Origin of the sequence: Lactobacillus acidophilus (genome assembly GCF_034298135.1) — a bacterium.
Taxonomy (GTDB): domain Bacteria; phylum Bacillota; class Bacilli; order Lactobacillales; family Lactobacillaceae; genus Lactobacillus; species Lactobacillus acidophilus.
The window spans coordinates 179,881-200,495 of sequence record NZ_CP139575.1; the positions used below are offsets into that span (position 1 = coordinate 179,881).

Annotated in this window: 11 protein-coding genes, 4 tRNA genes, 3 rRNA genes, 3 pseudogenes, 1 riboswitch and 1 other annotated feature; of the genes and pseudogenes, 19 read left to right on the forward strand and 2 right to left on the reverse strand. The window is 38.7% G+C overall.

All coding sequences use genetic code 11. The features are described 5' to 3' along the window. Window positions 1-18: 18 nt before the first annotated feature. The 15 genes and pseudogenes from SO785_RS00800 (at window position 19) to SO785_RS00870 (ending at window position 14,070) form a co-directional block, all read left to right on the forward strand. Window positions 19-627 carry a TVP38/TMEM64 family protein gene (locus SO785_RS00800; RefSeq protein ID WP_003550094.1) on the forward strand — a complete coding sequence of 203 codons (609 nt, stop codon included), beginning with the start codon at window positions 19-21 and terminating at the stop codon, window positions 625-627. Next, on the forward strand, window positions 627-1,178 hold the full coding sequence (locus SO785_RS00805) for a GNAT family N-acetyltransferase (RefSeq protein WP_003550097.1): 552 nt from the start codon (window positions 627-629) through the stop codon (window positions 1,176-1,178). The genes SO785_RS00800 and SO785_RS00805 overlap by 1 nt, the downstream gene beginning before the upstream one ends. 226 nt (window positions 1,179-1,404) lie before the next feature. Beyond that, complete coding sequence (gene serS / locus SO785_RS00810) at window positions 1,405-2,712, forward strand: serine--tRNA ligase (protein ID WP_011254519.1); 1,308 nt, start codon at window positions 1,405-1,407, stop codon at window positions 2,710-2,712. A gap of 638 nt (window positions 2,713-3,350) precedes the next feature. Next, window positions 3,351-4,914: ribosomal RNA gene (locus SO785_RS00815) — 16S ribosomal RNA — on the forward strand. A 204-nt stretch (window positions 4,915-5,118) separates the two neighbouring features. Continuing rightward, a 23S ribosomal RNA gene (locus SO785_RS00820) occupies window positions 5,119-8,024 on the forward strand. Between the two features lie 69 nt (window positions 8,025-8,093). Further along, window positions 8,094-8,210, forward strand: a 5S ribosomal RNA gene (gene rrf, locus SO785_RS00825). The 16S, 23S and 5S rRNA genes sit together here with 2 tRNA genes alongside, the layout of an rRNA operon. Window positions 8,211-8,223: 13 nt before the next feature. Beyond that, a tRNA-Asn gene (locus SO785_RS00830) sits at window positions 8,224-8,296 on the forward strand. An 11-nt stretch (window positions 8,297-8,307) separates the two neighbouring features. Beyond that, window positions 8,308-8,398: transfer RNA gene (locus SO785_RS00835), tRNA-Ser, on the forward strand. Between the two features lie 185 nt (window positions 8,399-8,583). Next, window positions 8,584-9,097, forward strand: a pseudogene (locus tag SO785_RS09585) (metal ABC transporter solute-binding protein, Zn/Mn family); the annotation flags it as partial. A gap of 206 nt (window positions 9,098-9,303) precedes the next feature. After that, a tRNA-Glu gene (locus SO785_RS00845) sits at window positions 9,304-9,375 on the forward strand. Window positions 9,376-9,380: 5 nt separating this feature from the next. Then, window positions 9,381-9,453, forward strand: a tRNA-Val gene (locus tag SO785_RS00850). 68 nt (window positions 9,454-9,521) lie between these two features. Continuing rightward, window positions 9,522-9,612: riboswitch (SMK box riboswitch) on the forward strand. Then, window positions 9,610-10,809: a methionine adenosyltransferase gene (gene metK, locus SO785_RS00855; RefSeq protein WP_003548514.1), complete on the forward strand. Its 1,200-nt coding sequence runs from the start codon at window positions 9,610-9,612 to the stop codon at window positions 10,807-10,809. (Overlaps the previous riboswitch by 3 nt.) A 22-nt stretch (window positions 10,810-10,831) precedes the next feature. After that, the gene (locus SO785_RS00860; RefSeq protein ID WP_003548513.1) at window positions 10,832-12,289 is read left to right on the forward strand and encodes an MDR family MFS transporter; all 1,458 of its coding nucleotides are present in this window, start codon (window positions 10,832-10,834) and stop codon (window positions 12,287-12,289) included. 194 nt (window positions 12,290-12,483) lie between these two features. Then, window positions 12,484-12,735: pseudogene (locus SO785_RS09590) on the forward strand (cytochrome ubiquinol oxidase subunit I); the annotation flags it as partial. 128 nt (window positions 12,736-12,863) lie between these two features. Further along, window positions 12,864-14,070, forward strand: a pseudogene (locus tag SO785_RS00870) (NAD(P)/FAD-dependent oxidoreductase). Between the two features lie 37 nt (window positions 14,071-14,107). On the opposite strand, the gene SO785_RS00875 reads toward SO785_RS00870, so the two are convergent. Continuing rightward, window positions 14,108-14,767, reverse strand: coding sequence for a phosphatase PAP2 family protein (locus tag SO785_RS00875; protein ID WP_011254516.1), 660 nt, complete (start codon window positions 14,765-14,767; stop codon window positions 14,108-14,110). 63 nt (window positions 14,768-14,830) lie between these two features. Then, window positions 14,831-15,015, forward strand: a binding site (T-box leader). 42 nt (window positions 15,016-15,057) lie between these two features. On the opposite strand from SO785_RS00875, the gene leuS reads away from it, so the two are divergent. After that, a complete protein-coding gene (gene leuS / locus SO785_RS00880) occupies window positions 15,058-17,472 on the forward strand; it encodes a leucine--tRNA ligase (protein ID WP_003548508.1) in 2,415 nt (804 codons plus the stop codon). Between the two features lie 94 nt (window positions 17,473-17,566). After that, entirely contained in the window at window positions 17,567-19,213 is a 1,647-nt protein-coding gene (locus tag SO785_RS00885; protein ID WP_003548498.1) for a putative polysaccharide biosynthesis protein, read from the forward strand. A gap of 123 nt (window positions 19,214-19,336) precedes the next feature. Here the strand turns inward: SO785_RS00885 and SO785_RS00890 are convergent, their stop codons facing one another. Beyond that, window positions 19,337-19,534, reverse strand: a complete 198-nt coding sequence (locus SO785_RS00890) for a hypothetical protein (protein ID WP_229266065.1) — start codon at window positions 19,532-19,534, stop codon at window positions 19,337-19,339. A gap of 416 nt (window positions 19,535-19,950) precedes the next feature. Between SO785_RS00890 and SO785_RS00895 the strand changes: the two genes are divergently transcribed. Further along, window positions 19,951-20,367 carry a TetR/AcrR family transcriptional regulator gene (locus SO785_RS00895; protein ID WP_003548496.1) on the forward strand — a complete coding sequence of 139 codons (417 nt, stop codon included), beginning with the start codon at window positions 19,951-19,953 and terminating at the stop codon, window positions 20,365-20,367. A 33-nt stretch (window positions 20,368-20,400) separates the two neighbouring features. Continuing rightward, the gene (locus SO785_RS00900) at window positions 20,401-20,595 is read left to right on the forward strand and encodes a hypothetical protein (RefSeq protein WP_015613403.1); all 195 of its coding nucleotides are present in this window, start codon (window positions 20,401-20,403) and stop codon (window positions 20,593-20,595) included. Window positions 20,596-20,615: the final 20 nt, after the last annotated feature.

The window sequence follows — 20,615 nt, forward strand, 5'->3', positions numbered from 1 at the left end:
CTGAAAGAAGGCGAGAAAATGCATCATTTATCACCGAAGGCTAGTCGAAGATTAATTAATATTGCTACAGTTGTCTGTGGATTAATTATTATTTTATTAGTTATCTATTGGTATCGATTAGGTATTTTTACTGATCAGGCAAAAATGCGAGCATATTTGGCAAATAAACGAATTATTGGACCAATTATTTTCGTATTGATTCAAATTGTGCAAGTAGTTATTCCGATAATTCCTGGTGGTGTATCGCTATTAGGGGGCGTAGTCTTCTTTGGACCGATTGCTGGATTTATTTATAACTATGTTGGTATTTGTATTGGATCGATTATCAACTTCTTCTTAGCCAGACATTATGGGCGTCCGTTTATTTTGCATATTGTTTCTGAAGAAACATTGGATAAGTATATGAAGTGGACAGAGAATCAGAAAAAATTTAACTGGTTCTTTGCACTATGTATTTTGGCGCCAGCTGCTCCAGATGATGTGCTATGTTTATTGGCCGGGTTGACTAAAATGAAGTTTTCAACTTATTTCTGGATTATTATTTTATGTAAGCCATGGACAATTGCAGCTTATAGTTTTGGTTTGCAATATGGTGCACAATGGCTCTTGAAGTTGATGGGTAACTAATGCTTGAATCGAAGAGAATATATTTAAGACGTTTTGAAGAAAAAGATGCTGCACAATTATTGAAGTGGGGCACTAATAAGCGCTACCACGATATGGCAGGTTTTGAACAATATCAAAATATGGATGATGCACTTAATGGTGTACATCAATATATGGCTCGCCCAGAAAGTTACGTTATCTGTTTACGCGATAATAATGAAGTTATCGGATTAATTGAGCTTTATGAGCGTGGAATGGACGAAAAAAGCGGCTTATTAAAGACAAAAGAAGTGGGCTTTTTATTAGATCAAAATTTTGAAGGTCATGGTTATATGACTAAAGCGCTGCATTTGATTTTAAACTATGCGTTTAAAAAGAAACGTCAATTAGAAGTCTGGGCAGGAACTTTTTCTAATAATGAAAAATCTCAAAAATTGCTAGAAAAGATGGGTTTTCATTATGTTTATACAGTTGACTATGCCCAAATTAGTCAAATTTTTTCATATAAAGAAAAATATTATTTGCTCAGAAAAGAAGAATGGCTTAAAATAGACGCAAACACAAAATCCTAAGACTGCTTCAGAGAGTTCACGGTTGGTGCGAGTGAATGCATAGTCGTTTCCAGATTTTATTTAAAGTGGGCAATTAATAGTTGCACGGTTTGGCGTCGTTACTCGTCTATTAAAGAGGTGCAGTCTAATTTAGACTGAAAATGGGTGGTACCGCGAAACTGTGTAAGAGCCGATTCGTCCCAGTAATAGGGATAATCGGCTCTTTTTTATGCATGGAGGTTTTTATATGCTTGATATTAAAGTGATTCGCGAGAATCTTGATTGGTCAAAGAAAAAGTTAGCTACACGTGGCATTAAGCCAGAAGAATTGGACGAATTAGTTGAAATTGATACTAAACGTCGTAAAGATTTGACTATGAGTGAACAATTGAAGGCTAAGCGTAACGATGTTTCTAAGCAAATTGCTGAAAAAAAGCGTAATAAAGAAGACGCAAGCGATGCAATTGCTGAAATGCGTGAAGTAGGTAAAGAAATTAAGAAATTGGATAAAGAAGTTGACGAATTAACTGAAAAGCAAAATTACATTTTGCTTAGATTGCCTAACTTCCCAGCAGATTCAGATCCAATTGGTCCAGATGACAGCTACAATGAAGAAGTTCGTAAGTGGGAAGAACCAACTAAGTTTGACTTCAAGCCAAAGGCTCACTGGGATCTTGGTACTGATCTTGGTATCTTAGACTGGGATCGTGCTTCTAAAGTTTCAGGTGCACGTTTTGTTTACTACATTGGTGCAGGTGCCCTTTTGGAACGTGCTGTATTTAACTTCTTCCTTGATGAAAACACTAAGGATGGTTATACAGAAATTATTCCACCATATTTGGTAAATGATGCTTCAATGCAAGGAACTGGTCAATTCCCTAAGTTCCATGAAGACGTTTATACTATTGTAGATAACGATGATCCAGATAAGCCTCGTGATTTGACTTTAATTCCAACTGCTGAAGTTCCTTTGGTAAACTACTTTAGAAATGAAATTATTCACGAAAACAAATTACCAATTAATGTAACTGCTATGTCACCAGCATTCAGAAGTGAAGCAGGTTCTGCTGGTCGTGATACTCGTGGTTTAATTAGAATGCACGAATTTCGTAAGGTAGAAATGGTTAAGATTTGTAAACCTGATGAATCATGGGATGAACTTGAAAAGTTAACTCATAATGCAGAACATTTATTGCAAAAGCTTGGTTTACCATATCACGTAGTTGCTTTGTCAACTGGGGATGCAAGTTTCACTAGTGCTAAGACATACGACCTTGAAGTTTGGATGCCAGCACAAGACAAGTACCGTGAAATCTCAAGTTGTTCAAACTGTACCGACTTCCAAGCTCGTCGTGCACAAATTCGTTACCGTGATGAAGATGGTAAACTTCACTTAGCACATACTTTGAACGGTTCAGGTTTAGCAGTAGGCCGTTGTGTAGCTGCAATTTTGGAAAACTACCAAAATGAAGATGGCTCAGTAACTGTTCCGGATGTTCTTGTACCTTACATGAATGGTATGAAGAAGATTACTAAGGAATCTGGTTTGATTTAGTTTTATTTATAATGATATTTAAGAAAGCATTCGCGTAAAAGCGAGTGCTTTTTTATCTTTTCGAATAAAAAAAGCAAATTTTTTCAAAAAAAATCTAGGCAAAAAAAGGCAAAAAAGGGGCAAATCACGAACGAGTAAAAAGCAGAAAGAACAGAATGTAAAGAATATAGTTAACAAAAAGAGAAGAGAGGAGAAGAAACAATTACAACTAAACCAAGCGTTTCATAAATGAAGCGAACGAAAACAAAGATTTGCCAAAAGGAAGAAAATAAGGTAAATTAATAAAGTCGCTTCGAGAGAAGAGACGAAGACAGCAGAATAAAAAGCCAAGCAAAGAAAAAATAAAAAAAGTACTTGCAAAGCGAAAGAAAAGCTGGTAACATATTTAAATGTCGTCAAGCGAAAGCGAAAGCGACAAAAAACAAATTCGAAAAAGTTCTTGACAAGAGCTTGAGGGTTTGATAAAATATAAAAGCTGTCTGGTTTAACCGGACAGAGGTAGTACTTTGAAAACTGAACAAAGTTTCGCTAAAAGTGTGCGGGTGTAAAAACCCAAACAAGAAGCGAAGTCAATTCGCAAGCAATAAATTTGAGACAAAGATCTTAAATAATCGAATGAGCAATCATTCAAACTTTTTAAAAACGAGAGTTTGATCCTGGCTCAGGACGAACGCTGGCGGCGTGCCTAATACATGCAAGTCGAGCGAGCTGAACCAACAGATTCACTTCGGTGATGACGTTGGGAACGCGAGCGGCGGATGGGTGAGTAACACGTGGGGAACCTGCCCCATAGTCTGGGATACCACTTGGAAACAGGTGCTAATACCGGATAAGAAAGCAGATCGCATGATCAGCTTATAAAAGGCGGCGTAAGCTGTCGCTATGGGATGGCCCCGCGGTGCATTAGCTAGTTGGTAGGGTAACGGCCTACCAAGGCAATGATGCATAGCCGAGTTGAGAGACTGATCGGCCACATTGGGACTGAGACACGGCCCAAACTCCTACGGGAGGCAGCAGTAGGGAATCTTCCACAATGGACGAAAGTCTGATGGAGCAACGCCGCGTGAGTGAAGAAGGTTTTCGGATCGTAAAGCTCTGTTGTTGGTGAAGAAGGATAGAGGTAGTAACTGGCCTTTATTTGACGGTAATCAACCAGAAAGTCACGGCTAACTACGTGCCAGCAGCCGCGGTAATACGTAGGTGGCAAGCGTTGTCCGGATTTATTGGGCGTAAAGCGAGCGCAGGCGGAAGAATAAGTCTGATGTGAAAGCCCTCGGCTTAACCGAGGAACTGCATCGGAAACTGTTTTTCTTGAGTGCAGAAGAGGAGAGTGGAACTCCATGTGTAGCGGTGGAATGCGTAGATATATGGAAGAACACCAGTGGCGAAGGCGGCTCTCTGGTCTGCAACTGACGCTGAGGCTCGAAAGCATGGGTAGCGAACAGGATTAGATACCCTGGTAGTCCATGCCGTAAACGATGAGTGCTAAGTGTTGGGAGGTTTCCGCCTCTCAGTGCTGCAGCTAACGCATTAAGCACTCCGCCTGGGGAGTACGACCGCAAGGTTGAAACTCAAAGGAATTGACGGGGGCCCGCACAAGCGGTGGAGCATGTGGTTTAATTCGAAGCAACGCGAAGAACCTTACCAGGTCTTGACATCTAGTGCAATCCGTAGAGATACGGAGTTCCCTTCGGGGACACTAAGACAGGTGGTGCATGGCTGTCGTCAGCTCGTGTCGTGAGATGTTGGGTTAAGTCCCGCAACGAGCGCAACCCTTGTCATTAGTTGCCAGCATTAAGTTGGGCACTCTAATGAGACTGCCGGTGACAAACCGGAGGAAGGTGGGGATGACGTCAAGTCATCATGCCCCTTATGACCTGGGCTACACACGTGCTACAATGGACAGTACAACGAGGAGCAAGCCTGCGAAGGCAAGCGAATCTCTTAAAGCTGTTCTCAGTTCGGACTGCAGTCTGCAACTCGACTGCACGAAGCTGGAATCGCTAGTAATCGCGGATCAGCACGCCGCGGTGAATACGTTCCCGGGCCTTGTACACACCGCCCGTCACACCATGGGAGTCTGCAATGCCCAAAGCCGGTGGCCTAACCTTCGGGAAGGAGCCGTCTAAGGCAGGGCAGATGACTGGGGTGAAGTCGTAACAAGGTAGCCGTAGGAGAACCTGCGGCTGGATCACCTCCTTTCTAAGGAAGCGAAGGATATGGAGAGTAGAAATACTAAGAGAAGTATCCAGAGCAAGCGGAAGCACACTAAGAAACTTTGTTTAGTTTTGAGGGTAGTACCTCAAAAGAGTTAGTACATTGAAAACTGAATATAATCCAAGCAAAAAACCGAGACAATCAAAGAGAACAGATTGTAGAGCGACCGAGAAGAGAATTCTTGGGTAAGGTCAAGTAGAAAAGGGCGCACGGTGAATGCCTAGGCACTAACAGCCGATGAAGGACGTGACGAACTACGAAAAGCTTCGGGGAGCGGTAAGTACGCAGTGATCCGGAGATGTCCGAATGGGGGAACCCAATGCAGCGATGCATTATTGGTTGATGAATAGATAGTCAATCAAAGGAAGACGCAGTGAACTGAAACATCTAAGTAGCTGCAGGAAGAGAAAGAAAAATCGATTTCCTTAGTAGCGGCGAGCGAAGAGGAAAGAGCCCAAACCAAGTGATTTATCATTTGGGGTTGTAGGACTGCAAAGTGGTAGCGTAAGCGATAGTTGAATTATCTGGGAAGGTAAGCCAGAGAGGGTGAGAGCCCCGTAAGCGAAATTGCGAGCGCGCCTAGCAGAATCCTGAGTAGGCCGGGACACGAGGAATCCCGGTTGAAGCCGCGAGGACCATCTCGCAAGGCTAAATACTAGTTAGTGACCGATAGTGAACCAGTACCGTGAGGGAAAGGTGAAAAGAACCCCGGAAGGGGAGTGAAAGAGAACCTGAAACCGTGTGTCTACAAGTAGTCAAAGCACATTAAAGTGCGATGGCGTGCCTTTTGTAGAATGAACCGGCGAGTTACGTTATCTAGCGAGGTTAAGTCAGAAAAGACGGAGCCGGAGCGAAAGCGAGTCTGAATAGGGCGAAGAGTTAGGTGACGTAGACCCGAAACCAAGTGACCTACCCATGGCCAGGCTGAAGGTGTGGTAAAACGCACTGGAGGGCCGAACCCACGTAAGTTAAAAATTGCGGGGATGAGCTGTGGGTAGCGGTGAAATTCCAAACGAACTTGGAGATAGCTGGTTCTCTCCGAAATAGCTTTAGGGCTAGCCTCGTGGAGAGGATAATGGAGGTAGAGCTCTGTTTGGACTAGGGGCCCGTCAGGGGTTACTGAATCCAGATAAACTGCGAATTCCATATATCCATACACGGGAGTCAGACTGCGAGTGATAAGATCCGTAGTCGAAAGGGAAACAGCCCAGATCACCAGTTAAGGTCCCCAAATCTATGCTAAGTGGAAAAGGATGTGGAGTTGCGTAGACAACTAGGACGTTGGCTCAGAAGCAGCCATCATTCAAAGAGTGCGTAATAGCTCACTAGTCGAGTGGCGCTGCGCCGAAAATTTACCGGGGCTAAGCATAGTACCGAAACTGTGGATGCATCGAAAGATGCGTGGTAGGAGAGCGTTCTAAGTGCGGCGAAGGTTAACCGAGAGGATAATTGGAGCGCTTAGAAGTGAGAATGCCGGTATGAGTAGCGAAAGACAGGTGAGAATCCTGTCCGCCGAAAGACTAAGGTTTCCTGGGGCAGGCTCGTCCGCCCAGGGTAAGTCGGGACCTAAGGCAAGGCCGAGAGGCGTAGTCGATGGATAACAGGTAGAAATTCCTGTACTGTGTTTAATCGTTATGAGCGATGGAGGGACGCAGGAGGTGAAACACGCATCGAGCTGGATCGATGTTCAAGCAACAAGTGCGGTTAAGAGTCAAATGCTTCTAACCAGCAACACGAGTTGTGATGAGTAGCGAAGTAATAGTAGCGAAGGTGATGTAATCACACTGCCAAGAAAAGCTTCTAGCCAGAGAGGACACACCCGTACCGCAAACCGACACAGGTAGTCGAGTGGAGAACACTAAGGTGAGCGAGAGAACTCTCGTTAAGGAACTCGGCAAAATGACCCCGTAACTTCGGAAGAAGGGGTGCTGGCCACGAGAGTGGTTAGCCGCAGTGAATAGGCCCAAACAACTGTTTATCAAAAACACAGGTCTCTGCAAAATCGTAAGATGACGTATAGAGGCTGACACCTGCCCGGTGCTGGAAGGTTAAGAGGAGAGCTTAGCGAAAGCGAAGGTTCGAATTGAAGCCCCAGTAAACGGCGGCCGTAACTATAACGGTCCTAAGGTAGCGAAATTCCTTGTCGGGTAAGTTCCGACCTGCACGAAAGGTGTAATGATTTGGGCACTGTCTCAACGAGAGACTCGGTGAAATTATAATACCCGTGAAGATGCGGGTTACCCGCGACAGGACGGAAAGACCCCATGGAGCTTCACTGTAGCTTGATATTGAGTATCTTTTAAACATGTACAGGATAGGTAGGAGCCAAGGAAGGCAGGACGCTAGTTTTGCTGGAGGCAATGTTGGGATACTACCCTTGTTTGAAGGATGCTCTAACCTCGACCTGTAAGCCAGGTCAGGGACAGTGTCAGGTGGGCAGTTTGACTGGGGCGGTCGCCTCCTAAAGTGTAACGGAGGCGCTCAAAGGTTCCCTCAGAATGGTTGGAAATCATTCGCAGAGTGTAAAGGTATAAGGGAGCTTGACTGCGAGAGAAACAGCTCGAGCAGGGACGAAAGTCGGACTTAGTGATCTGGTGGTACCGTATGGAAGGGCCATCACTCAACGGATAAAAGCTACCCTGGGGATAACAGGCTTATCTCCCCCAAGAGTTCACATCGACGGGGAGGTTTGGCACCTCGATGTCGGCTCGTCGCATCCTGGGGCTGAAGTCGGTCCCAAGGGTTGGGCTGTTCGCCCATTAAAGCGGCACGCGAGCTGGGTTCAGAACGTCGTGAGACAGTTCGGTCCCTATCCGTCGTGGGCGTAGGAAATTTGAGAGGAGCTGTCCTTAGTACGAGAGGACCGGGATGGACGCACCGCTGGTGTACCAGTTGTTCCGCCAGGAGCATCGCTGGGTAGCTATGTGCGGAAGGGATAAGCGCTGAAAGCATCTAAGTGCGAAGCCCCCCTCAAGATGAGATTTCCTTTGCAATAGCAGTAAGACACCTCAAAGACGATGAGGTAGATAGGCTGGGAGTGGAAGTTCTGTGAAGAATGGAGCGGACCAGTACTAATCAGTCGAGGACTTGACCAAAAGCGAAGCAAACTGTAAGGTTTTTTGCGAGAGATTATGTTTAGTTTTGAGCGTAGTAGCTCAAAAGAGTACGGTGGCGAAAGCAAGAAGGATACACCTGTTCCCATGCCGAACACAGAAGTTAAGCTTCTTAACGCCGAAAGTAGTTGGTGGGCAACTGCCTGCGAGGATAGGAAGCTGCCGTGCTCTTTTTTAATATTCCGGCTTAGCTCAGTTGGTAGAGCGCTTGACTGTTAATCAAGATGTCGTCAGTTCGAGTCTGACAGCCGGAGTAAAGTGATATGGAGTGTTGTCCGAGCGGCTTAAGGAGCATGATTGGAAATCATGTATACGGGCTTATACCTGTATCGAGGGTTCAAATCCCTCACACTCCGTATATAGAAAGCTTGTAGGTGATTACCTACAAGCTTTTTTTATTTTTACGACAGAAAAAAGTTGTTATTGAACATGATTAAGTAAAATCAAGGGTTATGTATGAAATATAAAAAGATATTTCTATTATTATTTTTGGTAGTGCTTATTTTACTAAAAATGTAATAGGAAGCATGGTAAAGTTCAAGCAATTATAACTATCACCAATGGCTTGGAATATGATTCCTGGATGGCTAATTTAGCCAATTCTAACGACATTAAAGTAACTGAAGTAGGGAAACAGCTAATGGGATTAAAACAAGACGATGATCTACATATTTGGTACGATTTAAGTATGCCAGCTATATAGTTAAACGTGCAAGTGAAATTGATTCTAACGATGCAGATTACTTTAAGCAAAATACTAAAAAATATCTTGCTAAAATTGATTCAATTAAAAAAATACCTCTAAAATTAATGGTAATAAAATGAAACGGATCTCAGTGCACCAGTGGTTCATGAAATGCAAACTATGATAGAACAAAGAAAAATAGCTTTTTTGTTAATAACACTAAAGCTACAAGTAGTACTGTAAACAACATGGTCTATTTAGCAAAGCAAAATAAAATACCTCTCCTTAAATATAAGAAAGTGGGTATATTTATCCAATATTTTCTAACATAGCAGAGACTACGTCTAATAGATTTAGTTATTATTTATGAATAAAAAGTAATTATCAAAAATTATTTGATTTTTTTCAAAATAAGTATTGCATATTATTAGGTTATCTAGTATTATAATAAACGTTGTGATTGAGATGTCACTGAGATAACTAAGTTTGAAAAACATTTTTAAAAAAGTTGAAAAAGTACTTGACTTTTAAAACTAATTTAGTTATTATAATAAAGTGCTCTTGATTAAGAGATATGACCCGTTGGTCAAGTGGTTAAGACACGGCCCTTTCACGGCCGTAACATGGGTTCAAATCCCGTACGGGTCACTTATGGAGGATTAGCTCAGCTGGGAGAGCATCTGCCTTACAAGCAGGAGGTCACAGGTTCGAGCCCTGTATCCTCCATCGTTCGGGACTACCGCCTCTGCGGTAGTCTTTTTTTATGCAAAAAAGTACGAACGAAGTAATAATTTTATCGGTTCAAGTCCTGAAAGGATTCATTAAATAATTAGTGAAGATGCCTTGTAACCGAATAGCCGATGTCTATATAGGGGGACTAATATGGAAAAACGTTTATTTACTTCAGAATCAGTTTCTGAAGGACATCCAGATAAAGTTGCTGACCAAATTTCAGATGCAATTTTAGATGCGATGTTGAAAAAAGATCCTAATTCACACGTAGCTTGTGAAACGATTGTAACTACAGGAATGGTTTTTGTATTTGGTGAAATTTCAACAAGTGCATATGTTGATATTCAAGATGTAGTACGAAAAACCATTTTAAAAATAGGCTATGATCGTCCAGAGTTAGGTTTCGATGGTAATAACTGTGCTGTAATGGTGGATATTGATGAACAATCACCTGATATCGCTGATGGTGTTGATCACTCACTTGAAACTAGAGAAAATAAGTCTGATAACGATGAATTGGACCAAATTGGTGCAGGTGACCAAGGTTTAATGTTTGGATTTGCTATTAAGGAAACTCCAGAACTTATGCCGCTACCAATTTCACTTTCGCATCGTTTAATGAGGCGTGTGGCTTCACTTAGAAAAGACCATACTTTAGAATGGCTTCGTCCAGATGCTAAAGCTCAAGTTACTGTAGAATACGACGAAAATGGTAAACCACTTTGTGTTGATACTGTGGTTATCTCTACTCAAACTGATGCAGAAGTATCAAATGAAGAAATCTGTCGTGCAATGATCGACCTAGTAATTAAAGAAGTTATTCCAGCTAAGTATTTGGACGAAAATACTAAGTTCTTGATCAACCCATCTGGTCGTTTCGTTATCGGTGGACCAAAGGGTGATTCTGGTTTAACGGGTCGTAAGATTATTGTTGATACTTATGGTGGATACGCACGCCATGGTGGTGGTGCATTTTCAGGTAAAGATCCTACAAAGGTTGACCGTAGTGCTAGTTATGCTGCAAGATATGTAGCAAAGAATATTGTAGCTGCAGGTTTAGCGTATCGTTGTGAAGTTCAATTAGCATATGCCATTGGTGTTGCTCACCCTGTATCGATTATGATTGACACAGCAGGTACTGGTACAGTTGATGATGAACTTTTAACTGAAGCAGTTCGTAATGTATTTGATCTTCGTCCAGCTGGCATTATTAAGATGCTAGACTTGCGTCGTCCTATTTATGAGCAAACTGCTGCATATGGTCACTTCGGTAGAACAGACGTTGATTTACCATGGGAAAAGACCGATAAAACTCAAGCTTTGCTTGATTACATCAAAAATAATCAATAAAAATAAACAGGAGTAAGAATAAATGAAAAAAACAAACGTGCCAATAGTCACGCTTGCGATTTTTATGACAACTTTTATGACAGCTATTGAAGGTACAATCGTTTCTACAGCGATGCCAACAATTGTTTCCGATCTAGATGGATTAGAAATTATGAATTGGGTTGTATCGATTTTTCTTTTGATGACAGCTGTCTCAACTCCTTTATATGGAAAACTGGCGGATAGCATTGGGCGAAAGCCAGTTTTTTTATTTGGAATTACATTATTTGTCATTGGATCGTCATTATGTGGGCTAGCGCAAAATATGGTTGAACTCATTTTATTTAGAGTAATTCAAGGATTAGGCTCTGGTGCTGTTCAACCAGTAGCAATTACAATTATTGCAGATTTATATACTTTGCAAAAACGTGCCAAAATGTTAGGACTTAATTCGGGTTTTTGGGGAGTAGCCTCAGTTATTGCTCCGCTTTTGGGAGGCTTTATTGTTCAGCATTTATCATGGCATTGGGTATTCTATATTAATGTCCCAATTGGAATTATTGCCTTTTTGCTAGTTGTATTTTGCTTAAAAGAACCTAAACACAATGCCAAGTCAAAATTAGATTTACAGGGTACAATTTGGTTAGTAATTTTACTTCTAGCCTTAATGTTCTTCTTGCAGGATTTAGGTGAAGTAACTAATTTCGTAATAATGGCTATCTTAGCTGCTTTAGTGATAGTCTCAGTAATTATGTTCTTTAGATCAGAAAAACGCGCAGAAGATCCAATAATGCCGTTATCAATGTTAAAAGATAGAGAGTTCTTGGCTTTAAATTTAATTACATTACTGATTTCTGGTGTGGTAATAGGGTTTGAATTCTATATTCCAACTTGGATGCAAGGAATTAATGGGACAAGTGCCTCAATTGCTGGGTTTGCTGTAACGCCTAGTTCATTAATGTGGATTGTAGGTTCCTTCTTAATTGGCGGAATGCTTGGTCGTTGGGGGATTAAAAAAACATATGATTACATGCTGCTAGTTTTAGTACTGGCTGATTTAGCTCTAATTTTAGTTCCAATTTATACATCTTTTTGGGTATTTTGTGTAATTGCTGCTTTTAATGGAATAGCTTTTGGTGCAATAACTACTGCTTCACAAGTTCGTTCCCAAGTACTAGTGCCTAAAGAGGATATTGGTGTAGCAACTTCATTTAATACTTTAATGAAATATTTAGGCCAAACAATGATGGTTTCAATTTATGGAATTGCATTTAATACTATGGTCGTTCAAGGGTTAAATAAGCATCCGCAATTAAATCAATCAATGATGAACAAAATCGTATCAGCTGAAAAAGCGAAAACTTTATCAGTAGAGGCAATACCGCAATTGAGACAGATACTTTTAAGCGGATTAAAGGCGGTTTATGTAGTTTCGTTAATTGTAATTATTATTTCTCTTGTTTTAAATAGGATATATAAAGATCGAAAAATTAATAATTAGAAAAAGATAGTGCTAAAAGTTGTTGCTAACAGAAAAATAAGCAAAAAGTATTGAAAGCGTATTATATTTTTATTTGAAAGTATAAAACAGGGGAAGTACACTTAAGATGCATAAAATAATAATAGTTATTTAATAATGACAGTTATTTTAGACAGAGACTTGTATTGTGATTGATGATTATGGAGGCGCTAAAAATGAATATTGTTAGTTTAGCGAGATTCCAATTTGCAATGACAACTATCTTTCACTTTTTCTTTGTACCATTTTCGATTGGTACAGTGTTTGTTGTAGCAATTATGGAATCGATGTACGTTCATACTGGCAAGTCTGAATATAAAAAAATGACAAAGTTCTGGGGGAATATATTTCTCTTAAGCTTTGCAGTGGGAGTAGTTACAGGAATTTTCTGTTTCTTTATAGGTTATAGCTATTCTTCAGGCCCACGTCCTATTTCTAGTTTGCCCTTGGGAGAACTAGCATCTGGTTTCACAATGGGATTTATGATTGCCCTATTAAGTGTATATTTAAATTCTTACCAAACATTCACGTGGAGCTGGGCTAGCAGAGGATAATTATGAAAACAATTGTTGTTTTAGGTGCAGGCTACGCAGGCTTAAAAACCGTTGTTGCTTTACAAAAGAAGTTGCGTAAAGAAGTAAGAATTATCTTAATTGATCGAAATCCATATCACTACGAAACTATGAGATTGTATGAAGTGGCATCAGGCAGTGCTCCGTATACAAGAATGTCGTATGAATTAGCTGATGTTTTAGATAAAAATATGAATGAACTGGTAGTTGATCAAGTTGAAAAAATTGATCTAAAGAATAAAACAGTTGAATTAACAAAGCATAAGCCAATTAGTTATGACTATTGTGTTGTGGGGTTAGGTTTTGTATTAAGTAGTATGGGAATTGCAGGGGCACAAGAAAATGCTTTACCAATGAGTAACGTAAAGCAAGCTCAAGCAATTCGTGATCATATTGAAAGTGAAATGAGGGCTTATGTCAAAGATCACGATTCCCAACATTTATCAATTGTAATCTGTGGTGCAGGATTTCAGGCAATTGAATTGGCTGGTGCATTAGCTCAAGCTCGACCATGTTTTGCTCAAACAGCAGGAACTGATCCTGAAAAAATTACGATTAAGATGATTGATGGTTCACCACGTCTTCTACCAATGTTTCAAGGAAAGCTATTAGATTATGCTATTAATTTAAGCGCATAAAATTGAAATTATTAAGCCTGCTTATTTACAAAAGGTAACGGATCATTCAATTTTGTACAAAATGAAAGATTCTGACAATGTGCAAGAAATTAGTGCAGGAAACAGAATTTGGATGATGGGCTTTAGTGGGAGCCCAGTAATTGAAAAATCTGGTTTTAATAACCGTCGCGGTCGCGTTATGGTTAGCGATCATCTGACTGCACCAGAAAGTGACGATATTTATGTCTTAGGGGATGTTTCTAGTGTAATGGTTCCTGGTAAGAAGTGGCCATGGCCTAATACAGCTCAAATGGCTTTATCAATGGCTAACTATGCGGCTAAAGATATTAGAAGTCGGATTAATCATCAAGCTCGTCCTACAAAATATGTTTATCATGATTTGGGTGTAGTTGTGGCAATTGGTGAAAGTAAAGCTGCAGGTAAGGCGTTAGGCCATGGATACAGAGGATATTTAGCTTCAGCTCTTAAGAAAATTATTATAGATAAATCTTTAATGGAAACTGGCGGTATTAAAGAAACACTTGCTGTTGGTCGTTTTGATTTGTATCACTAAAAAGGTAAAAAAATAAGCATCAACTGATGCTTATTTTTTATGATTGTTTATTATTCATTTTTGGTTCAATGTAGAAATGATATAAGAAAGAATAACCAAGCAATACAAAGGTAATTCCTTCAATCCATCCACCAAATACGTCAGATGGATAATGAACATGAACAAAAATTCTAGTGTAACCAATTAAAATTGGGAATAATGCCCAAATAATAATTAGAAGTGTTTTCCAGAATTTACTTTTAACTAATAAAATAGTCAAAATAATTAAAACTCCAAATAATGCAGCACTACCAACTGAGTGACCAGAAGGAAAACTATAACCATCTGCGTAGACTAAGTGGTGAACAGTAGGTCGCTGTCTTTCTACTGCATGTTTAATAATCCAATTGTACCCATTAGCACAGATCATCACGCCAGCAGTGAAAAACGCGTAAGCGTATTGTTTAAAAACAATTAGAATAATAAATAAAATAATTGTTTCAGTAGTTATAACACTAGTATTACCTAAATTAGTAAAAGTTTTGGCAAAGGCTACATTAGCTGGATTATTATTACTTACTATTCCGATAATAGTATTATCGAAAATATGGATAAACTGTGAGCCAGATGAAACTAATAGAGCCCATGCAGCATAAATAACCACGAAGATTGCACCAGGAATTAAGGTGTCTCTTGGTGGATTTTTTGTATTAATCAAAAAGTGCACCCCTCTTGTAATTTTTAGCATTTGTGGTAAATTATAATCATTATCTATAAGAAAATAAAGGTCAGGAAGTATTAGTAAGGATATTTTTTCAGAGAGAGGCTGGTTGCTGCGAAGTCTTAGAATAGAATTGCGAACTCGTCCTGGAACTAGAACCTATCGTTGCCATCCGCGTTAAGGAGCAAATTAAGTGTCACATTTTTGTGAAACTTAGGTGGTACCGCGATTATTTCGTCCTATGATTTAGTTCATAGGACTTTTTTATTTGCAAAGGAGAAAATGATTTGTATAACCACAAAGTAGTTGAAAAGAAATGGCAAGATTATTGGGCAAAACACGATACCTTTAAGACAGGTACTGATTCCAATAAGAAGAATTATTACGCATTAGATATGTTTCCGTTCCCATCTGGTAAAGGACTTCATGTGGGTCACCCAGAGGGATATACTGCAACTGATATTGTGTCTAGAATGAAGCGTGCTCAAGGTTACAATGTACTTCACCCAATGGGTTGGGATGCTTTTGGTTTACCAACTGAACAATACGCTTTAAAGACTGGTGAAGATCCTGAAGTTGTTACTAAAAATAATATTGCTAACTTCAAGCGTCAATTAAATAAGTTAGGCTTCTCATATGATTGGGATCGTGAAGTTACTACTTCAGATCCTAATTACTACAAGTGGACTCAATGGGTCTTTGAACAAATGTACAAGAAGGGCTTAGCATATGAAGCAGAAGTGCCAGTTAACTGGTCTCCAGATTTAGGTACTGTTGTCGCAAACGAAGAAATTGTGGATGGTAAGACTGAACGTGGTGGGTACCCAGTATATCGTCGTAACATGCGTCAATGGATGCTTAAGATGACTGCTTATGCTGATCGTTTGCTTGAAGATTTAGATGATTTAGATTGGCCAGAACCAGTTAAGGAAATGCAAAGAAACTGGATTGGACGTTCACTTGGTGCACAAGTAACTTTTAAGATTAAGGATAGCGATAAGACTTTTGACATCTTTACTACCCGTCCAGATACTTTGTTTGGCTGTTCATACACTGTTCTTGCTCCAGAAAACAAATTAGTGCAAGAAATTACTACTGATGCACAGCGTGATGAAGTTAATGCTTACATTAAAAAGATTGAATCAAAATCAGATCTTGAAAGAACCGATTTAAACAAAGATAAGACTGGTGTATTTACTGGTGCTTACGCAATTAATCCAGTAAACGGCAAGGAAGTTCCAATTTGGATTTCAGATTATGTTTTGGCAAGTTACGGTACAGGTGCAGTGATGGCCGTTCCTGCTCATGATGAACGTGACTATGCTTTTGCTACTAAATTTGGTTTGCCAATTAATCCAGTACTTGAAGGTGGAGATATTACTAAGGAAGCTTTCACTGAAGATGGTCCACACATTAATTCTGAATTCTTAAATGGCTTGAACATTAAGGATGCCAAGAAGAAGATGGTTGAATGGCTTGAAGAGCATAACTGCGGTGAAAAGAAGGTTAACTATAAGCTTCGTGACTGGGACTTCAGTCGTCAACGTTACTGGGGCGAACCAATTCCAGTTATCCACTGGGAAGATGGGGAAACTACTCTTGTTCCTGAAGATCAATTACCACTTCGCTTACCACATGCAACTGATATTAAGCCATCAGGTACTCCAGAAAGTCCATTAGCTAACTTGACCGATTGGGTTAATGTGGTTGATGAAAATGGTAGAAAAGGTAAGCGTGAAACCAATACTATGCCTAACTGGGCAGGCTCAAGTTGGTACTACCTTCGTTATGTTGACCCACATAATGATAAAGAATTAGCTGATTACGATCTTCTTAAGAAATGGCTTCCAGTTGATCTTTACATTGGTGGTGCAGAACACGCTGTTCGTCACCTTCTTTATGCAAGATTCTGGCACAAGGTTCTTTACGATTTAGGTGTTGTTCCAACTAAGGAACCATTCCAACGTTTATACAATCAAGGTTTAATTTTGAAGAACCATGAGAAGATGTCTAAATCAAAGGGGAATGTTGTTAACCCTGATGATGTTATTGACGAATATGGTGCAGACTCACTTAGAATGTATGAAATGTTCATGGGTCCACTTGATGCCTCAATTGACTGGGATGATAATGGCCCAGCCTCAACTAAGAAGTTCTTAGATCGTGTATGGCGTTTATTCGTTAATGATCTTGATCTTAAAGCAATTCCACAAGAACGTATTGTTGATGAAAACGATGGTGAACTTGACAAGGTTTATGCAGAAACTGTTAAGAAGGTAACTGAAGACTTTGATGCTCTTCACTTCAACACTGCTATCTCTCAAATGATGGTTTTCATGAATGCAGCTCAAAAGGCTAAAACAATTCCACGCGAATATGCAGAAGGCTTTGTTAAGCTTTTGGCACCGGTGGCTCCACACATGATGGAAGAAATCTGGCAAGTGTTTGGTCATGATGAATCAATTAGCTATGCAGAATGGTCAACTTATGATCCAGCTAAGTTAGTTGAATCAACTGTTGAAATTATGGTTCAAGTAAATGGGAAACTTCGTGGTAAGTTCCAAGCTGCTAAGGATGCTGATAGAGACGAAGTTCAAAAACAAGCTATGGAACTTCCACACGTACAAAAATTCTTAGAAGGTAAGGACGTCAAGAAAGTTATCGTTGTACCAAATAAGATTGTTAATATCGTAGCTAAATAAGTTAATTTTTTCCTAAAAGAATAGTTAAAGTTCGACTTTATTATTCAAATTGCGTGACAATTAAATAGTTAATATTTTATGTTGGGAAAAATTCATGGAAGAAGAAAATAACTTAAATAGCAAAGATACACAAAATACCTTTCTAAAAGGTTCTGCGTGGATGACTTTTGGCTCAATTGCCTCAAGAATTCTGGGAGCTTTATATATTATTCCGTGGTATGCCTGGATGGGGCAATATGGTAATATCGCCAATGCCTTAACTGCACGAAGTTATAATATTTATACTATTTTTATCTTAATTTCGACTGCAGGTATTCCTGGTGCGATCGCTAAACAGGTAGCAAAGTATAATGCTTTAAATGAATATGGAATTGGGCGTAGGTTATTCCATAAAGGATTAATTTTGATGGCCATTCTAGGGGTGGTTTCAGCTGCAATTATGTATTTTGCTTCGCCGCTTCTTGCTTCAAATGGTAGTCAAAGTGATCCGAGGCAAATTGCGGTTATGCGGAGCTTGTCATATGCAATCTTGATTATCCCTATTTTAAGTATTATGCGTGGATATTTTCAGGGTTATGCGGATATGATGCCTAGTGCAATGTCGCAGTTTGTAGAACAATTTGCCCGTGTCGTCTGGATGCTTTTGACTGCTTTTGTAATTATGCAAGTCCAGCATGGGTCATATGTTCATGCAGTTATTCAATCAAATTTGGCTGCTGCAGTTGGAGCAGCATTTGGGATTGGATTATTAGTCTGGTTTTTGTTTTCACGTAGGAAACAATTGGATTATCTAGTAGCTAATTCCAATAATCGGTTACGTGTGTCCACTACAGAATTATTTGCGGAAATTATTGAACAGGCAATTCCCTTTATCATTATTGACTCAGGGATTACATTGTTCTCGTTGGTTGATCAATATACTTTCCATCCAATGATTGCTGGGTTGGTTCATGCAAGTTCAGATGCGATCGAAGATTGGTATGCACTATTTGGCTTAAATGCTAATAAATTAATTATGATTATCGTATCTTTAGCTAGTGCAATGGCAGTAACAGCAATTCCACTTTTGTCAGCTGCTCATACAAGAGGTGACTACAAGAGTATTTCTCGTCAGATTGCTAATACGATGGATTTATTCTTGTTCGTAATGATTCCAGCGGCATTTGGAATGGCTGCCATTAGTCGACCGATTTATACAGTTTTTTATGGACCAGATCAATTAGGTAGTAATGTTTTATACTTGTCTGCTTTTACTGCAATCAGTTTAGGGTTGTTTACTGTATTAATGGCAATTTTGCAGGGACTTTCAGAAAATGGCCTGGCAATTAAGTATTTAGTTCTAGGTTTAATTTTAAAAGGAATTCTACAGTATCCGATGATCTTCTTGTTTAAGATATATGGTCCACTTGTAGCAACTAATTTAGGATTATTGGTAATAGTTCTGTTGTCGCTCAAACACTTAGAAGTTCAGTATAACTTTAACTTAAATCGAACTAGTCGGAGATTAGTAGGTATTACAGCCTTTTCAATTGGAATGTTTATAATTGTTAAATTGGTTGAAATGGGATTAGGTAAATTCTTAAGTCCTGATCGAAGAATTTCAGCTTTAATTTTAGTAATTGTAGCAGTAAGTATTGGCATAATATTCTATGGCTTTGCTGCATTGAAGACAGATTTAGCTCAAAAGATTATGGGAAGTAAAATCGAAAGTATTTTGGTTAGGTTACGCATCCATGATTAATATGTTTTGTTAAGAAATATCATGACACCTTGTAATCATTAGATTTAGATCTAGTGATTATAGGGTGTTTTTGTATATAAAAAACTCGTACTAAAAGTAATTTAGTACGAGTTTTGAAAATGCTTAATTGAAGTTTAACTTATTGGCTTCTTCTACTTTAGTTAAAAATGAAGGAATATCAGTAATAATATTGTTACGATAAGATAGATTTATTAGATTGATCCAATTTCTTCTAAGAAAGTAATCGTCAATGTCATATTTATTCTTAGCTAAATATTTGTAACTGATAATTATTAATTCGTTAAATATTGCCTTGCGCAATTGAGGCTGCATGACAAAATCAAGTAACAGGTCTTTTCCTGTGCTATTAATAAAATTAATAAATTCGCAGTTAATATGTCTAATTGGATGAAAAGGATATAAGATATTTTGATTAAGTAAATGGGTTTCAAATTGTTTTAGTAATTTTTGATCTTTTTTACGTATAAAATAATTATTATTTAAGTTAAACATATATATTAAGTCCTATCTGATCAATTTCTTTTCAAATAAAGTATATAAAGTGAATATCTTGAAAACAATGAATGTATATGAAGGTTGAAAAAGTAAAAATTTTTATAACAAAAGTAAAATATTTTTTTACTTCTGTTATAATGCTTTTAATATCCATGTATAAAAGGAAAAGTTAATCATTTTCATATATTGTTGTTTATGAAAAGTAGATAGGGGGAACGTGTTTGACAGATATTAGGGTTCAAAATACTAAAAATAATTTAACTGCCGCACTTTTGTCATGCTTAGAAACAAAGAGCGTTCATGAATTAAAGGTTAAAGATATTATTCAAGCAGCGGGTGTAAGTACTAGAACTTTTTATCAATATTATTCTGATGTAAATAGTTTAGTCAAAGATACAGAAGATAGTTTTATTGCTGATTATTTGAAAAGCGTCGAAAAAGATCGTGATTCGTTGGGAAATATTGATATGAATGTTCCGTTTGAGGAGCAATTGGAAACTATTTTGAATTCAACGAAGAATACAATTGAATTTTGCTTTGAACGTAAGAGAGAGATTCAATTATTGTTGTCAGATAATGGTGACATTCGCTTTTATAATTTGATTTTTAAAACGGGTTGCGATGAATTTTTAAAGTGAATGAGTAAAATGAAAAATATAAGCAGTTTTAAAATGAATGAAAAAGAAAAAATGACGATGATGATTAATGTGCAGGTCTTTGTTCATAGTATGATCGGTATGGTAAGAGTTTTGCTTAATTACAGTGATCGTCTTTCTCCTTATGATGTTCGTCAAAGTGTACTTGTCTTTTTACGTGAAGCTCCATTATCTAATATGAATATTCAAAGAATAGGTAATGTGGAATAATTTTAACAATATATATTAAT